10 protein-coding genes and 1 tRNA gene are annotated in these 16865 nt (G+C 64.0%); 10 read left to right on the top strand and 1 reads right to left on the bottom strand.

What is annotated here, in order from left to right; genetic code table 11:
- Positions 1 to 153: 153 nt before the first annotated feature.
- A tRNA-Thr gene (locus JCM7686_RS10675) sits at positions 154 to 229 on the top strand.
- A gap of 798 nt (positions 230 to 1027) precedes the next feature.
- The gene (locus tag JCM7686_RS10670; RefSeq protein ID WP_020950845.1) at positions 1028 to 1804 is read left to right on the top strand and encodes a helix-turn-helix transcriptional regulator; all 777 of its coding nucleotides are present in this window, start codon (positions 1028 to 1030) and stop codon (positions 1802 to 1804) included.
- A gap of 52 nt (positions 1805 to 1856) precedes the next feature.
- Here JCM7686_RS10670 and JCM7686_RS10665 read toward each other — a convergent pair whose 3' ends face one another.
- On the bottom strand, positions 1857 to 3095 hold the full coding sequence (locus JCM7686_RS10665) for an esterase-like activity of phytase family protein (RefSeq protein WP_020950844.1): 1239 nt from the start codon (positions 3093 to 3095) through the stop codon (positions 1857 to 1859).
- Positions 3096 to 3173: 78 nt separating this feature from the next.
- Between JCM7686_RS10665 and JCM7686_RS10660 the strand changes: the two genes are divergently transcribed.
- The 8 genes from JCM7686_RS10660 to JCM7686_RS10625 all read left to right on the top strand — a co-directional run bounded on the left by JCM7686_RS10660 (position 3174) and on the right by JCM7686_RS10625 (position 16848).
- Positions 3174 to 4037 carry an acyl-homoserine-lactone synthase gene (locus JCM7686_RS10660; RefSeq protein ID WP_020950843.1) on the top strand — a complete coding sequence of 288 codons (864 nt, stop codon included), beginning with the start codon at positions 3174 to 3176 and terminating at the stop codon, positions 4035 to 4037.
- A gap of 261 nt (positions 4038 to 4298) precedes the next feature.
- Positions 4299 to 5318, top strand: a complete 1020-nt coding sequence (locus tag JCM7686_RS10655) for a 3-oxoacyl-ACP synthase III family protein (RefSeq protein WP_020950842.1) — start codon at positions 4299 to 4301, stop codon at positions 5316 to 5318.
- Between the two features lie 12 nt (positions 5319 to 5330).
- Positions 5331 to 7199, top strand: coding sequence for an HAD-IIIC family phosphatase (locus JCM7686_RS10650; RefSeq protein ID WP_020950841.1), 1869 nt, complete (start codon positions 5331 to 5333; stop codon positions 7197 to 7199).
- Positions 7200 to 7204: 5 nt separating this feature from the next.
- Positions 7205 to 7450: an acyl carrier protein gene (locus tag JCM7686_RS10645; protein WP_020950840.1), complete on the top strand. Its 246-nt coding sequence runs from the start codon at positions 7205 to 7207 to the stop codon at positions 7448 to 7450.
- Positions 7447 to 8199 (top strand): 2-oxo acid dehydrogenase subunit E2, encoded by a 753-nt coding sequence (locus JCM7686_RS10640; protein WP_020950839.1) that lies wholly within the window; start codon positions 7447 to 7449, stop codon positions 8197 to 8199. Before JCM7686_RS10645 ends, JCM7686_RS10640 begins: the two co-directional genes overlap by 4 nt.
- A 1-nt stretch (position 8200) precedes the next feature.
- Entirely contained in the window at positions 8201 to 9535 is a 1335-nt protein-coding gene (locus JCM7686_RS10635) for an FAD-dependent monooxygenase (RefSeq protein WP_020950838.1), read from the top strand.
- Positions 9525 to 10652 (top strand): alpha/beta fold hydrolase, encoded by a 1128-nt coding sequence (locus JCM7686_RS10630; protein ID WP_020950837.1) that lies wholly within the window; start codon positions 9525 to 9527, stop codon positions 10650 to 10652. The genes JCM7686_RS10635 and JCM7686_RS10630 overlap by 11 nt, the downstream gene beginning before the upstream one ends.
- A gap of 1 nt (position 10653) precedes the next feature.
- Positions 10654 to 16848 (top strand): type I polyketide synthase, encoded by a 6195-nt coding sequence (locus tag JCM7686_RS10625; protein WP_020950836.1) that lies wholly within the window; start codon positions 10654 to 10656, stop codon positions 16846 to 16848.
- Positions 16849 to 16865 lie beyond the last annotated feature (17 nt).

Genomic DNA, 16865 nt, shown 5'->3' with positions numbered 1-16865 from the left:
GAGCCGCGCCGCAGGCCGCCGGATTGCTGATCCAGAACCCGGGCCCAAAACCCTGTCCAAAACCTAGGGGCAAGAACTCCGGCCCAGAACCCTGAGAATGCCGCGCATTCTTCTGTTGAAGCGTTCATGCCGACAGGCTATGAAATCCACGCTGCCGGATTAGCTCAGAGGCCAGAGCTGCGCTTTTGTAAAGCGAGGGTCGGGGGTTCGACTCCCTCATCCGGCACCATCTTTCCCAACATTGGCGTTCGGCACCGAATCCCCGAGGTTTCGACGAAGGTCGGTTCGCGTCGAGGAGCCCCGCTCGGGCACCTCAAGGCTGCGGCGGATCGGGCAGGGCTTTTGATCGCTGCCCGTTCCCGATGCGTCAAAGCCCGGTCTCGAACCGCAGTCGCTCAGCTCGGTTCGAGACAGCGGTCCATCTGGAATGGCCTGCTGCCTGCGACCTATCGTCCCGCCCGCCGATCACAGCCCGTTGGCGACGCGGGGCGCGCCAATGCTGCCGGTCGAGATCGCGTGCGAAATGAGCGCTGAGGGGCTCGTCCAAGCTGACATCGTTCGCGTTGCGATAGCTTCGGTTTTGGGGATGGCACGGTTATATGGCCGATGAGTTTATTTAATCAAAGCGTTACCCTCGGGCGGCATTATCAAGATGGGCCGCTTTGGCGGGCCAGCGATGCTCTTCCTGCGAAGGAAAGATGATTCGAAATGCCGATTTGAAACTCTACCCATTGTCAATACGATTAAGGATAATCTGCCGCTGCATTCGATTTCAATAGGCGGACACTGCGTCAGGCGGTGATGATAAGCGCGAGATTTTGCTTATGCAGCATCTGCCAAAGGCCGCTCAGGTCCCGGAACTCATTTGCGGTTGCGTTGACCTAGCGTGATCGCAATGCTGCAGGCGCATAATGAGTCGATTGCACCAAAGAATTCTTGAGGCGGTTTTGGCGTTAAGCGGGGCGGTTGTTCACCCCAGCCTTTTCAACCTGCCGGATAACGATATTTTGGAGCGAGGTTTCGCACATTGGGATATAACCCTGAAAACTATTTCGAAAATCCTGGCAACCTCTTTGGAGAGCTGACGCGGCAAGTCCTCGATGCGGATTCCCTGACCCGTTTTAGCGAGATCATTCAGGGCGCAGCTGAGCGATTGGGATATTCGCATTTCGCCTATCACATGATTCGCTCTTCAGCGCTGGAAACAGGAGAAAAGCGGCTGTCGCTTGGGCTGACGAATTATTCCGACGATTGGCTAAGTCATTATAGAGATTATAATTACGTCAATCAGGACCCGGTTGTGAATCAGGTCATGACCGGCAAACAAGCATTTCGCTGGAGCCGCGCCTTTCGCGATACAGAGTTTGAACGGCGACAGGCCGAAGTGATGGCGGATGCCCGCGATGCGGGGATCTTTGACGGCGTGACCGTGCCGTTGAAATCGCACAACGGCGAGGTTGCGAGTTTGACCTTCGTTCGCGGCGAAGCGCCAAACGGCAATGTCGAGAGGCTTATCGAGCTGGAATGTCTCCTTGCGGAATTTCTTCATGGTCACATCCGCCAGCATGTTCTGCGCGAGGAGTATAAGCATAAACTCCGGCGCAAGGGCTCGATCCTCTCACCACGCGAAACTCAGGTTCTGACTTGGGCGGCCCAGGGGAAATCCTCGTGGGAGATTGGGCAAATCCTTGGAATTGCCGAAAAATCCGTGGAATTTTATGCCGACTCGGCGAAACGCAAACTCGATGCCTCGAACCGCACCCATGCGGTGGTCAAGGCCGTCGCGCTTGGTCTGATCGAGTGATCGTCTTCAACCGCCCGTCCCGGTGACGCGAGACGGGCAGTTGGACGTGATTTTAGAAAATCAGGGCATTGTCATAGCTGCCCGAGGTGTTGTGACCGAAGTCGAAATGGTCAGAACTGTGGTCATATGAACTCTGCTGGGCCACATTGACGCGCTGATGCGCCCCCGAGTCATCAATCGTCAGCCCCAGCGCAATGATCTGCGTGCCCTGCGCACCGGTCGCGCCGAAATCATCGTCGGAAATGATGATAAGGCTTTGTTGTTCAAGGACAGATCCATCCGCTTGCGTCACCGGAACCTTCTGACCCAGCGCCATGCCCTCAAGATTGGCAAGGTCGATATGGAAGTCGTCGAGGTTGGCTAGAAGCGTCTTTTCCGCCGTTTGGAAGCGGCTGCCGCTGAGGGAGTCCCGATCGGACACGTCGGTCGCATGGCTCAGATCGACCAGATAAAGCTTCGCGGTGTATTCAAGCCCCCTCGGGCCGTTGATGACTCCGCGCTCCAGCGCCAAAAGCGTGCCATGATCGTCAAGCGCCAGCATCTCGACCAAGCCAACGCTGCTCGACCCCTCGGAATGTCTGGGCATCCTTGCGGCCCGGTCGAGCTGATAGGCAAATTCGCCGGTCTCGGTGCCGCTGCGGAGATCATATTGCACGATCCGCGCAATCTCGCCTCCGCGACGCCCTCCCGCGCCCATGTCCTGGATCAAGGCGCGCTCGGTCGCCGTCCACAGGGTCTCGCGGTCGGGTGAAAGGGCAATGCTTTCAAAGCCGTGACCGACCTGAACGCCCGACCTTCCATCCTCACTGTGCAGAAACTTGTCGTCGATCGGCAGCTCGCCAGTTTGCGTGACGGTCAGCCCATGCGCCTCCATGACGTAAATCGCCGGATTGCCCGCAGCATCCCCGGATGAGGCGAGATAGACGGTGTTGCCATTGAAGGCGATGGCCTCAAGCTCTGCGCCAGTGGTTTCGAACTGACCGCCGTCGGGCGTCAGAATTTGCGCGACCCCGGCAATCCGGATGTCGCCGGGATCGAGGCTGCCGTCCGAGAGGTCGATCAGCAGGCCATGCGCGCGCGGGTCAGACACATCGTCCGAAATGGCGGCAAATGCACCGGACAGCGGATTGTAGTAAAGGCCAGACAGACCGCCCAAGGTCGTGCCGAACACGTCGATCCCGGTTCCCAGCGTCAAGGAGCCCAGAAAGTTGACGTTCGACACGTTGACAGCAGGTTCATGCGGATCGTGGCCGCCATGGTGAGGCGGGTGGCCGGGATAATGCCGAGGCATATGCTTTCCTCCGAGTAACAGATTACGCTTTACGTTTGCTTAAGATGCGATCCCCGCCTGCGGGGAGGGTCGGACGAGATGGTCCGCAGCTGGACAATTGGCCTCTCTGATCAAGACAGCTCGGCTGCTCTCGATCAAAGCTCCCGCGAGCGGATCACATCCTGTCAATGCCCGCGACGCAGAGCTGTCTCAATACAGGGGAAACCCTTGTGGGGGACCGCCGAATATTCCGATTGTGCAATCGCAGCAATCATCCCGGTCATCAAATGCGCAAACGGGAGCGTTCCGATGATCCAACTGATCGACTGCACCAAAACTCACGCAAGCCACGAAGATATCAATGATTTCTTTGAGTTCCGCCATCAGATCTTTCGCGAGCGTTTGGGGTGGGACATGCCGAGTTTGTCGCCCTGCGACACGCATGAGGTTGATCAGTTCGATACCGAAAACGCCATTTATATGCTGCATCGCGGCATCGACGGAAAGATCGTAGCGGGGCTGCGTTTGTTGCCGACCAATCTGCCCTATCTGCTGGGCGATTGTTTTGATTGGATGCTGGATGAAGCGGCGCCCCGGCAGTCGAATGTCTTTGAGGTGACGCGGCTGGCGGTTTGCCCGGATGCGGCGCGGTGCAATGGGGCCAGCGCCTATCTGCGCGTGCTGATCTGGGGGCTCATGGAATATGGATTGCAGAACAAGGTGAAAAACTATGTCTCGCTGTCCTATTTGGGAATGGAGCGGCTGCTGCGCCAATCGGGCTGCCAATTCCAGCGTCTGAGCGCCCCGAAACCGATCGCGGGGCGAAAATCGGTGGCGCTGCAATTTGATATCATGTCGGGTATTCGCGACCGCTGCCGTGCGCTGATTGACCCCAAGCTGATGAACGGAAGATCGCTCGAACTGGCAGAGCCGATGGCGGCCCCGCTCTTGATGGCTGCCTGATCTCGGCGCAGCCGCTTTCCATCCGACCAGAAAAGGCCTCAAGGGGATCGCCCTTTGAGGCCTTTTTGCGTTTCCTGCGCCATTGGACCGGTAAAAGCCGAAACATATCAAATGGTTCGGCGATGGTTTTGGATTGCGCCGTCTCGGGGATGCCGCGGCCCGACCCCCCGGGGAAACCCCGTAAAGAGAACCTCCAAATTGAGGGAAAGGCCTTTTCCAAGCCTGATGGCGTCAACAGACATCAATGCGAAAAGGTGGAACATGCGGATTTTGGCTCTTAGCGAGGTCCTTCCCGGCACCCCGGTCACAAATGCCGATCTGGCTGAAAAGTTTGGGCTGCACGCGCAGTGGCTCGACCAGATGACCGGCAATCGTCAGCGCTTCTTCTGCCGCGAGGACAGCGCGCCGGACGTGCCGCGCAGCACCAGCGATCTGGCGACCGAGGCGGGGCGTCGCGTGCTCGACAAATCGGGCTGGACGCCGGAGATGGTCGAGTTCCTGATCCTGACGACGGCCTCGCCGGATCATCTGATGCCCGCGACGGTGAACCTCGTCGCCGACCGGCTGGGCATCAACGGCGTGCCGACCTTGCAGATCACCTCTGGCTGCGCCGGGGCGCTGCAGGGCCTCTTTGCGGCGCGCGCGCTTTTGGAAAGCGGTCATACCCGCGGCCTCGTGATCGGTGCGGACACCTGCATCAAGATGTGGCCCTCCAACCGCGACGCGAAATCGATGAAGCCAGCCGAGATGGTGAACTTCGCGATGTTCGGCGACGGCGCCGGAGCCGCGGCTTGTGAGGCCGGGACCGAAGGGCCGGGCTTCAAGGTCGAGCATCTGTTCCTGCGCGGCATCGGGCTTGGCCGCAAACCGGCGCAGGTCGTGAAATGGTTCGGCGCCGAGGGTGCCGCCGAGGGCGAGGCCATGGGCGAAGAGGACTATAAGGCGATCGAGCGCCATGTCCCCGAGATCACCCAGGCCATTCTCGCCGAACTGGAAAGCAAGCAGGGCTGGCCGCTTGATGAGGTCGATCACATCCTGCTGCCGCAGCTCAATGGGGTGATGACCGAGAAGCTGCGCGTTGGCCTCAACGTCACCGAAGAGCAGGCGGTGTCCTGCGTTTCGGTGACCGGCAACAACGGAAACGCGCTGCCTTTCGTCCAGATGAACCGCCTGGCCGAGCGCCTCGCCGAAGAGGGCGACGGCCAGCCGACCCGCGCCTTCGTCGCCAATGTCGAATCGTCGAAATGGATCATGGCCGGCATGGCCCTGGTTCACGGCTGAGGAGCGCGTGCCATGAATGACATTCAGCCCATCGCGACCGACGGCCCGGTCCGCCCCTTGTCTCGCCTGCGCCAGCTGGGCCGCGCGGGGATTGGCCCCGATCTCGCGCCGCTGCGCGCGCTGCTGACACAGATCTCGGATCCTCTGGACCTCGACGCCGCTGGCAGCCTGCTCGCGGGGGAAAAGCTGCAACACCAGCTTGCTGCGATCACCGGGCTGCGCGAACAGCGTATCGCGGTGCTGGGCAGCTCGACGCTCAATATGGTGCCCAATCTCTTGCAGGCCATGCTGCTGCGCGAGGGCATTCTGGGCCGGTTTCTGACCAGCGATTTCGATCAATGGCGCATCGAGATCATGACTGGCGCGCCCGCTTTGGCGCCCTTCCAGCCGCGCCTGACGCTGTGCCTGCTCGACGAAGAGGCCGTCTTTTCGGGCGTGACGGTGCCGCATGATGTCGATGCGCTTGAGGCGCGCTGCGCCGGTTTCGCCGCCGAAGTCGCCGATTGGGTGCGGCGTTGCCGCGCGCTGGCGGGCGGACGCGTGGTGCTGGCGACGGTGCCTTTGTCGCGGCGGCGCGCGGGCCATCTGCTCGATTACGCTGGACGGGCCCGGCTTTCGGCAGCCTGGGCGCGCATGAATGCGGCGCTCCTTGATCTGGCCGAAAGCGCCGAGGGCGTCTCGGTGCTGGACGCAGCGATCCTGACCGAAAGCGCCGGGACCTGCCATGCCGCCGACCGTATGAGGCAGGCCGCAGGCATGGCTTTCGCACCCGAATTCCTTGCAGCCTATGCCGAAGAGGTGACGCGGATCGCCCGGGCCGATCTCGGCATGGCGCGGAAGGCGCTGGCGCTTGATCTCGACAATACGCTTTGGGGCGGGGTGGTTGGTGATGTCGGAGTCGGCGCGCTCGCTTTGGGCCGGATGTGGCCGGGCACGCCGCATCACGAGCTCCAGACCCTCGCGAAATCCTATGCCGCACAGGGCGTTATCCTGACCGTCTGTTCCAAGAATGACGACGGCGTGGCGCGCGGCGCGCTGACGGAGCATCCCGAAATGGTGCTCGGCGCGCGCGATCTGTCGCTGATCACCGCCAATTGGGAGCCGAAGGCGCAAAACCTCAAGGCGCAGGCGAAGAGCCTGAACATCGGGACCGATGCCTTTGTCTTCATGGATGACCACCCGGTCGAACGCGGCGCCATGCGCGAGTTCCTGCCCGAGGTTCAGACCATCGAACTCGCCGATGAGCCCTCGGGCTATGCCAGTGCTCTGGCGGCGTCGGGTGCCTTCAATCTTCTGCGCCTGACTGACGAGGACCGCCAGCGGACCGCGCTTTATCGCGCGCAAACCGACCGCGCTGAAGCTGCCGTCGGGATCAGTCTTGAGGAGTACCTGCGCAAGCTCGACTCGCATCTCGTCCTTGAGCCGCTGGGGGAATTGAACGTCACCCGGATCACCCAGCTTTTCGGCAAGACCAACCAGTTCAACCTGACCCAGAAGCGTTACGCCGAAAGCGAGCTGCGTGACGGCTCGCGCCGGAGCTGGGGTGCGCGTCTTACCGATCGTTTCGGCGACAGCGGGCTGATCGCGGCGGTCACGATGATCGATCACGCCGATGGCACCTCCGAGATCGAGAATGTCGTCCTCAGCTGCCGCGCCTTTTCGCGTGGGGTCGAAGAAGCCGTCATGTCCCTGATCCTGAACGGCGCCCGCCGTCGCGGCCGGGTTGCGGTGACGGGCCGCTATGTCGCCAGCGCCAAGAACGGACGCTGCGCCACGTTTTACGACGAGATGGGCTTCCGGCCCGCAGGCGAGGGCTGGTGCCACGACCTGCACGAGATCCTGCCGGTGCCCGACCAAATCACAGCGACAGAAGAGGAGTAAGACCGATGATGATCACTCAGACCATCGTGAACGAAGCACTTGTCGACCTGCTTGACCTCGATGAAACCAGCCTGACCCCCGAAGCCCGTTTCGAAGAAATCGAAGGGTGGGATTCCGTCAATGCCCTGCGCCTTCTGGTGTTTCTCGAGCGCGAGATCGGGGCCAAGCTCGACTACAACGCCTATATGGCCTGCAAGACGCTTGGCCAGCTGGCGCAGCTGACGGTCGAGCCGGTCGAGGTGGCGTCATGACCGCGCGGGCGGCGGCCTTTCCGGCAGAGCGGGCGCATACCTATGCCTTCCTGCGCGACGCGCGCAACACCGCACATGTCTTCCTGACGGCGGATGTCGATACAACGGCGCTGCAAGCCGCGCGCGCTCGGGCGAATGCCGAGATCAGCTATGTTTCCTATGTGGTCAAGGCCGCGGCCGAGGTGCTGGCGAAGCATTCCGCCGCCCGGACCACGCTGCGCGACGGGCTGCGGCCGCGCATGGTGACGATGGACGGCGTGACCGCCAAGGTCCTTTTCGACAAGGATTTCAACGGCACGCGCTGTGTCGCCTCGGGCACGGTCGAGGCGCCCGACAAGGCCTCGGTCGCCGTCATCCAGTCGCAGGTCGATCACTACAAGGCCGCGCCGATTGCCGCTGAGGGGCCGTTTGCGGCCCTGTGGAAGCTGCGCCGCCTGCCGCTGCCGGCGGTTCGGCTGATCTACAACCTGCTGCTGGCCAGCCCCAAACGCCGCGCCCGCTTTCAAGGGACATTCTCGGTGACCTCGGTCGGGCACCGCGATGTGCGCTCGATCCTGCCGATGATCGCCACGCCCATCGGTCTTGGCATGGGCCGGATCGCCGCCACCCCGGTGGTGCGCGACGGCAAAATCACCATCGCGCCGCAGTTCACGCTGTCTCTGGCCTTCGACCACCGCGTCCTCGACGGCGCGCTGGCGGCGGATCTGCTGGCGGACATCAAACATCGACTTGAAACCTGGGAGAACTGAGATGACCGATCATTTTGATACGGACGTTCTTGTCGTCGGCGCGGGGCCGGCGGGTGCCATCCTGTCCGATGTCCTGGCGCGTCAGGGCATCCGTGTGACCCTGGCTGAACGCGCCGCGACCGCCGAACGCTCGTTCCGGGGCGAAACCGTCGCCGCGCTTTCCGTGAAAATCATGGAGGATCTCGGCTATGGCGATCGTCTGAAACAGGCGGGCTATCTGCCGCTCGAGGGGATCGCATTTCGCGAAAATGGCCGGACGCTGTTGTCGGCCGATTATAGCCGCTTCCCCATCGGCCAACTGCCGATCGACATGCCGCAGCCGCAGCTTCTGGGCGTGGCGATCGAGGCGGCCCGCAGCGCGCCGAGCTTTAGCTTTCTGTCCGGCACGCAATTCCTGTCGCTGATCGAAGAGGACGGCGTGGTCAAAGGCGCGATGCTGCGCAGGTCGGGCGGCGAGCCCTATGAGCTGCGCGCGCGTCTGACGGTCGGCTGTGATGGGCGCTTTTCGCGGATGCGCAAACTCTCGGGGCTTGAGGCCAAGATCACGCCGATGGAGCGCGATTTCCTTTGGTTCAAGTTGCCGCGTCCCGAGAATTGGCAACACACCTCGCAGCTCGTGGCGCGCGGTGATCGTCATCTGGTGATCTTGCCGACCTGGCCCGACCTGCTGCGCGTGGGCTACAATGTGCCCAAGGGCGGCTTCCGAGACCAGCGCGAACAGGGGATCACGCTGTTCCAAGACAGCGTCGCGGCGCTCGATCCGCGTCTGGCCGATCTGGTCCGCACCCATATCAGGGGCTGGGACGATGTCACGCTGCTCGACATCTTCACCGCCGAGATGGAGCAATGGAGCCGCGACGGGCTTTTGCTGATCGGCGACAGTGCCCATACGGTGACGCCGGTGCTGGGGCAGGGCGTCAATCTGGCGATCCAGGATGCTGTCTCCTTCGCGCCCGCGATCTATCAGGCCCTGGCTGACAGCACGGATGTCATTCCCGCCTCGGCGCTTCAGGCGGTGATCGCCAAGCGGCGCAGCCACAAGGCCATGATCACCAAATTCCAGCGGATGCAGGAAGGCAATCTGGCGCAGGGCACCCGCTTCGGCACCTTCTTGCGGCGTCTGAAGATGCGGCTGCTGAACCATTCTCCGGTCAAATACAAGGTGCTGGACCGGATGATGAACGCGCCGCACGCGCTGCGTCAGGCGCCGGAATACCGCGCAATGCTTGAGCGGCTGGCGCCGATCGGCGCGCCCGTTGATGCCGCTGACGGCTTTGCGCCGGTCGCGCCCGCGCATCAGAACTTTCGCGAAGAGGTCAGAACGAATGCGGCATGACCTTCCCCATATGGATCAGGCGCTGCAGGAGGCGCGCGGTTTCGTCACGCTTCACGCGCGCCACATGGGCTTTGACGACCGACGCATCGCGCGGCTCTTTGAGCGGATCACGACGCTCTCGGGCGAGGGGGCATCCTCCTGGGTGTCGGTCTTCACCGGCGAAGCCCTTGCGGCGGATGCAGCCAAAAAGCCCGTCGAGGCGGCCAATCTCTTCAATCTGGCGCGCTTTCCCGTCGCTGATACCCCGGCCAAGATCTATGCCCAGCAGGCCGCCGCTCAGGTTTTCGGTGAGCATGTCGAACGGCTCGATCGCGGCGAACGCATCCAGGTCGAGCTTGACGGCAAGAGCCTCTCCGTTCTCTTTCGCGAGCCGCGCAACCGGCGGGCAGGGCTTTTGATCCTGATGGGGGGCATCGTCTCTCTGAAGGAGCAATGGGGCGCTTTCCTGAACCTCGGGCGCAAGCTTGGCTGCGCGGTGGCCATCGCGGATTTTGCCGGGGTCGGCTGCAATGAGGTGCCCTATGACCGCGCGGCTGCCGGGATCTATGGCGCGATCATGGATGCGGTGGCGGAGAGATGCGATGTTCGCCGCACGCTGATCGTCGCGCCGAGCTTTGGCGGCCATCTCGCCATGCTGCAGGCAATCCGCGATCCGCGCATTCGCCAGATCGTCACGGTCGGTGCGCCGATCCGGGCGTGCTTCCAAGAGGCCGCGCGCGGGGATGCAACCGACATCCCGCTGATCACGCGCCTGGCCTTGGCCCATGCCATGCGCATTCCGGTAGAGACCCTGCCGGATCGCCTTCCCGATCTGGCCATTCAGCCCGACGAGATGCGTCGGCTGAAGACCCCGGTTCTCTATCTTGCAGCCGAGCGCGACGAGATCATTCCCGTATCGGAATGGGCCGAGGTCGCGCGAGACGCTCCCAATCTCCGGGTGCATGGCTTCGACGATGTGCATGGCGCGCCCAACAGCCTGCCCGCCCTGCGCCTGATCATCCTCACCATGGTGTTGCGACATTGCGGGCGCTCGGTCGCCAGTCGCCTCGTTCAATCGTTCTTGCGCCTGCGCTTTGACGTGCAGCCGTCCCTTTTTCACGGCCTCGATAGGGTTTGACATGACATTTCTCGCTCCCCAAAACTCCGCTTTCGCTCTGGTCGGCATCGCTGGCCGCTTTCCCGGCGCCCCGGACATGGACAGTCTGTGGTCGCTCTTAAACGAAGGCCGCTTTGCAATCGGCCCGATCCCGGCTGATCGCTGGGATGCCACTCGGCAGCTCGACCCCGAAAAGCATGTTCAGGCCGTCGGCGGCTTCATCGAAGGGGTCGATCAGTTCGATCCGGGCTTTTTCGGCATCTCGCCGCGTGAGGCCGAGGACATCGACCCGCAGCAGCGCCTGATGCTCGAGGCGAGCTGGACCGCGCTCGAGGATGCGGGCATCCGTCCCGAGACCCTGCGCGGCAGCCGCACCGGCGTCTATGTCGGCGCCTCCTGGCATGATTATGAAATCCTGCGCAAGGAGCGCGGCCTTCATGCCTCGCAGCACACCGCTGTCGGCAATGCGCTGGATGTGATCGCGGCACGCCTGTCCTATTTCTACGGGCTGACCGGCCCGAGCCTGACGGTCGAAACCGGTTGCTCTTCGGCCATGGTGGCGCTGCATCTGGCCGCGAAGGCCTTGGCGACCGGCGAGATCGACGCGGCCTTTGTCGGTGGCGTGAACCTGATCCTCGCGCCGGATGTCTCGATCGGCCTGACCCGGTTTGGCGGGCTCTCGGCCAAGGGGCGGTGCAGTGCGTTTTCCGAAGAAGCGGACGGTTTCGTGCGCGGCGAAGGCGTCGTCGCGCTTTACCTCAAGCGGCTCGATCAAGCGCAGGCCGATGGCGACCGCATCCATGCGGTGATCGCGGGAACCGGGGTGAACAATGATGGCGGCGGCGACAGCCTGGTGACGCCGAGCCCGGCAGGTCAGGAAGACCTGCTCACGACCATTTATACGGGTTCGGGCCTGAACCCCGACAAGCTGGTCTATGTCGAGGCCCATGGCACCGGCACCAAGGTCGGCGACCCGATCGAGACCGGCGCGATTGGCCGCACTCTTGCGGCGCGCCGCGACCCGTCGAAAGGGCCGCTCGCCATCGGTTCGGTCAAGACCAACATCGGCCATCTTGAAGCGACGGCGGGTCTTGCCGGTCTGGCCAAGGCTGTTTTGGCCATTCGCCACCGCGAGATCCCGGCCAGCCTTCATTCCGAAAGCCTCAACCCGGCCATTGATTTCGACGGTCTCGGGCTTGAGGTCGTGCGCGCACCAAAGACGCTGCCCGAGGGAAGTGATTTCCTGATCGGGGTCAATTCCTTTGGCTGGGGCGGCACCAATGCCCATGCCGTGCTGGCGCCGCCGCCCGAAGCGGTGCGCCCGGTCGCAGAAGAGGCCGACACCACCCAAGGGCCGGTGTTCCTGCCGCTCTCGGCGCAAAACGCCGATCGTCTGCGCGCCCGCGCCGCCGATCTTGCCGCGCTGGTGGCGGAAAGCGATCTTCGCCTTGACGATATCGCGGCCACCTTGGCCCATCACCGCAGCCATTTCGCGGAACGCGCCGGATTTGTCGGCTCGGACCGCGCGACACTGGCCGAGGCGCTGACCGCCTTGGCTGAGGACCGCGAGCTTGCCGGTCTCTCGGACCAGCACGCCGAGCCGCAGACCGCGAAGACCAAGGGCCGCGTGGCCTTCGTCTTCCCCGGTCAGGGCTCGCAATGGGCGGGCATGGGCGCGCAGCTGATCCAGCAATCGCCGGTCTTTGCCGCGCGGATCGCGGATTGCGCCGCGGCACTGCGCCCCTATGTCGATTGGGATCTCGAGGCGCTGATCCGCGGCGATCTCGGTTCGGATTGGGTCGAGCGCGTCGATCAGGTGCAACCGGCGCTCTGGGCGATGAAGGTCGCTCTGTCCGAGGTCTGGCGTGCGCAGGGCATCATCCCCGATGTCGTGGTTGGCCATAGCCAGGGCGAGGTTTCGGCGGCGACCGTGGCGGGCATCCTGTCGCTGGACGATGCCGCCCGCATCGTCGCGCTGCGCTCGCAGATCATCCGCCGCAATGCGGGCAAGGGCGGCATGCTCTCGGTCGATATGAGCCTCGAGGAAGCGCGCGCCCAGCTTGAAGGCTTTGAGGACAGCATCTCGATTGCCGTCAACAACGGGCCAAGCTCTTGCGTCCTTTCGGGCGATATCGAGGCTTTGGAAACGCTTCAGACGCTGCTTGATGCCGATGAGGTCTTCAACCGTCTGGTGAAGGTCGATTACGCCTCGCACAGCCATCATATGGACGAGTTCAAAGAGGAGCTGCACGGGGTTCTTGTCGGCATCGAGCCCAAGGCGGGGGAAGTCACCTTCTTCTCGACCGTGGATCTTGAGGCCAAGGCCGGGACCGATCTCGACCCGACCTATTGGGTGCGCAACCTGCGCGAGCCGGTGCAGTTCTTCGGTGCGATGTCGGCGCTCTTTGACGATGGTGTGACCCATGTCATCGAGGTCAGCCCGCATCGCGCGCTTCTGCCCTCTTTGCAGCAGATCGCGGCGCTGCGGGACGATCCCGCCATCGCGCTTTCGACGATGCAGCGTGACCGCGATACGGTAGAGGACGTGCTCGGCATGTGCGCCCGCGCCTATGTCGCGGGGCTGATGCCAATGGGTCAGCGCCCTCAAGGCGCGTTGGTCGATCTGCCTGCCTATCCGTGGCAGCGCCAATCCTTCTGGGCGGCGAAGGCGCGTCCGCAGGGTGCGGCACGCAAAGGGCTTGAAGTGTCGCTGATCCCGTCTCCGGCTGAACAAGATGCTTGGGAAGGGCTGGTCGATATCAGCGCCGAGGACAATCCCTGGCTTGCCGATCACAAGGTGCATGAGGCGACTGTCTTCCCCGGTGCGGGTATGGTGGCCCTGATGCTGGCGGCGGGCCGGCAGCGGTTTGGCGCCCTGCCGCGCCGTCTGCGGGGCGTGCAGCTTCTGGCCGATCTGACGCTGGGCGAAGAGCCGCGCCGCGCCGCGCTGATGCTGCGCGACACGTTGTCGGCGGGCGGGGACGTGGCTTTGGCCTCGCTGCCCGAGGGTGCGACCGATTGGGTCACCCATGCCACCGCGATTGTCGAGCAAATGCTGCCGCCGACGGCGGCGCCGATCTGCCCCGAGGCGCTCGATGCGGCAGATGCGGTCACGCCGGACGACTTCTATGCCGCCTGCACGGCGCGCGGTCTGAGCTATGGCGATGCCTTCCGCGGCGTCACCGCGCTTCAGGTTGCGAGCGACGAGGCGCTGGGCCAGATCACGCTGCCGCAACCCTGCACCGCCAGTGCCCGCGCCCATGGCCTGCATCCGGCGCTTCTGGACAGCGCGCTGCAAGTCACTCTGGCGCTGGAAAGTGCCGAGGCCACGGTCGTCCCGGTCGCCATCGACGAGATTCGGCTGTTCATCGACCCAGAAGCCCCGATCACCGCCGTGAGCGTCCATGCGCGCCGCAACGGGGACAAGCGCTTCGACCTCGATCTCTTCACCGCCGAGGGGCAGCCGCTGGCCGCCATCATCGGGCTGCAGCTTGAAACGCTGGTGCTCGACACCTCCGCCGATGCGGATGAGCGGCTGCACCGGCTGGCCTTCATCCCCGAGACGCGCCGCGAAAAGACCGAGGCCGCGCGCGTTTGGCTGATTGCCGGGAGCACGGGGGCAGAGGCGCTTGCGGGCGCGCTGACCGGGCTCGGGGCCACGGCGGCTCTGGGCGACGCGCCCGGCGAGCATCACACGGCGGTGGCCTTTGTGGCCCCTGATGCCGAGGCCGGGCTCGACGCGCAAAAGGCAGCCATCATGGCCTTGGCGCAGCTGGTTCGCGCTTGCGCCGCCCAAAGCCAGGCGCCCCGTCTGGCGGTCATCACGACGCAGGCGCAGGCGCAGCTTTATAGCGGCATTGCCGATCCGGGCGCCGCGCTCTTCTGGGGGTTCGTCCGCGTGCTGCGCCGCGAGCATCCCGAGCTTGAGCCCATCGTCATCGACATGGCCCCGGGCAGCGAAGCCGAGGTCGCGGCCGAGCTGCACGGCTGGAGCGGTGACGATCAGGTCGTGCTGGCCGGGGAAATCCGTCTCGTCGGTCGCCTCAAACGCGGCGCGCCAGATCGCGCGTCGGAAGACGAGACGGTCAAGACCGCGTGGCAATTGCCCGCGCAACCCTTCCGCTTGGTTTCCGGTGCAGCGGGCTATTACGACGAGCTTGAATATCGCCCGCTTCAGCGCTCGGCGCCGGGGAAAGGCGAGGTCGAGGTCGAAATCTCGGCGGCTGCGCTCAACTTCATCGATGTGATGAAGGCCATGGGCACCTATCCCGGGCTGGATGCACGCAGCGCACGGCTGGGCGGAGAGTTCGCGGGCATTGTCGTCGCGGTCGGCGAGGGCGTGACCGGGCTCACCCCGGGCGAGCGTGTCGTTGGCTGCGGCTTTGGCGCCTTTGCCTCTCATGCGACCGTGCCGTCGGCCCATGTCCGTCCCATCCCGCAGGGGATGAGCGATGCCGAAGCGGCGGCTCTGCCGCTGGTGATGACGACGGCATGGTATGGGCTGGTCGATCTGGCCGATCTCGGCACGGGCGAAACCGTGCTCATCCATTCGGCGGCGGGCGGGCTTGGCCTTGCTGCAATTCAGGTGGCGCGGATGCTCGGGGCCGAGATCATCGCGACGGCTGGCAGCAAAGAAAAACGCGAGATGCTGCGCGCCATGGGTATCGAGCATGTCTTCAACTCGCGCGATCTCTCCTGGGCGGAAAAGGTGCGTGAGGTCACCAAGGGGCGCGGCGTTGACGTGGTCCTGAACTCGCTGACCGGGATGGCCATTCCGCTGGGGCTTGAAGCCTTGGCTGAAGATGGCCGCTTCATCGAGGTCGGCAAGAAGGACATCTACGCCGGTCGCACGATCAACCTGTCGGCCTTCCGCAAGCGGCTGTCGATCGCTTCGGTCGATATCGCCGGGTTGATGGAAAAGCGCGTGGCCCGCTTTGGGCGTCTGCTGGGCGATGTCTGGGCTGCCGTCGCGGATGGTGACCTGACGCCGCTGCCGATCCTGCCCTACAGCTTTGCGGCGGCGGGCGAGGCTTTGCGCACCATGGGCAAGGGCGATCACATCGGGAAGTTTGTCCTGACCGACCCGGCCAGCGTGACGAATATCGCGCCCGCGCCCTTCACCGAAGGCGAGCTGCGCGGCGATGGCACCTATCTGATCACCGGCGGTCTGGGCGCGCTTGGCCTGTCGCTGGCCGAGCATATGGCGGCGCGCGGGGCAGGCGGGCTGGCGCTGCTTGGGCGCTCTGCCGCGAAAGGCGAGGCCCTGACCCGGATCGAGGCCTTGCGCGCGCAGGGCGTCGCGGTGCGCAGTTTCGCGGTGGATGTCTCGGATCGCGCGGCCTTGGCCGAGGTTCTGGCCAAGATCCGTGCCGAGATGCCCGGTCTGCGCGGCGTGGTTCATGCCGCAGGTCTTCTTGATGACGCGCTTATCGACAATATGACCGAAGACCAGCTTGCCCGCGTGCTGGCGCCCAAGATCGACGGCGCTCTGGCGCTGGATGCGCTGACCGAGGACGACCCGCTCGATCTCTTCGTGCTCTTCTCCTCGGCGGCGGCGCTCTTCGGCAATGCCGGTCAGGCAGCCTATGCGGCGGGCAATGCCGGTCTCGATGCTTTGGCCGAGGCGCGGCGCGCGCGCGGAAAACCGGCGCTGAGCGTGCAATGGGGGCCCTTCGCCGACATCGGTCTGGCCGCTGCGGATGCGATCCGGGGCGACCGGCTGGACGAGCGCGGCATGGGCAACTTCAGTGCCGAGGATGGCTGGTTGGCGCTGACGCGGCTCTTGCAGCAAGGCGAGACCGTTTCGGGCTTCGTGCCGATCAACCTGCGCCTGTGGTTCGATGCCTATCCCGACACGGCAGCTTTGCCGAGCTGGAGCCTTCTGCTTGAGGCCGCGCGTGGCAATACGCAGGCCTCAAACGGCGCGCAGGCCTTCCGGGCCGAGCTTGAGGCCGCCCCCGCCGAGAGCCGCGACGAGCTTGCCGAGGCCAAGGTGCGCGAATTGGCCGGGCGCGTGCTGCGGATGGATCCGCAGGCCATCGGTCGCGAGACGCCCTTCAAGGCGCTTGGGCTCGACAGCCTCATGGGGCTCGAATTGCGCAACCGTCTGGAGGTCGCCTTCGGCCTGAAGCTCTCGCCCACGCTGCTGTGGACCTATGGCAACACCAAGGCCATCGCGCCGGTGCTGGTCGAACGGGTCTTCGAGGTGGCCGCGTGATCGCGGCCCCCACCTTC

Source organism: Paracoccus aminophilus JCM 7686 (genome assembly GCF_000444995.1).
GTDB classification, from domain to species: Bacteria; Pseudomonadota; Alphaproteobacteria; order Rhodobacterales; family Rhodobacteraceae; genus Paracoccus; species Paracoccus aminophilus.
The sequence above is the reverse complement of the archived record's forward strand: the minus strand, read 5'-3'. Positions and strand labels throughout refer to the sequence as shown.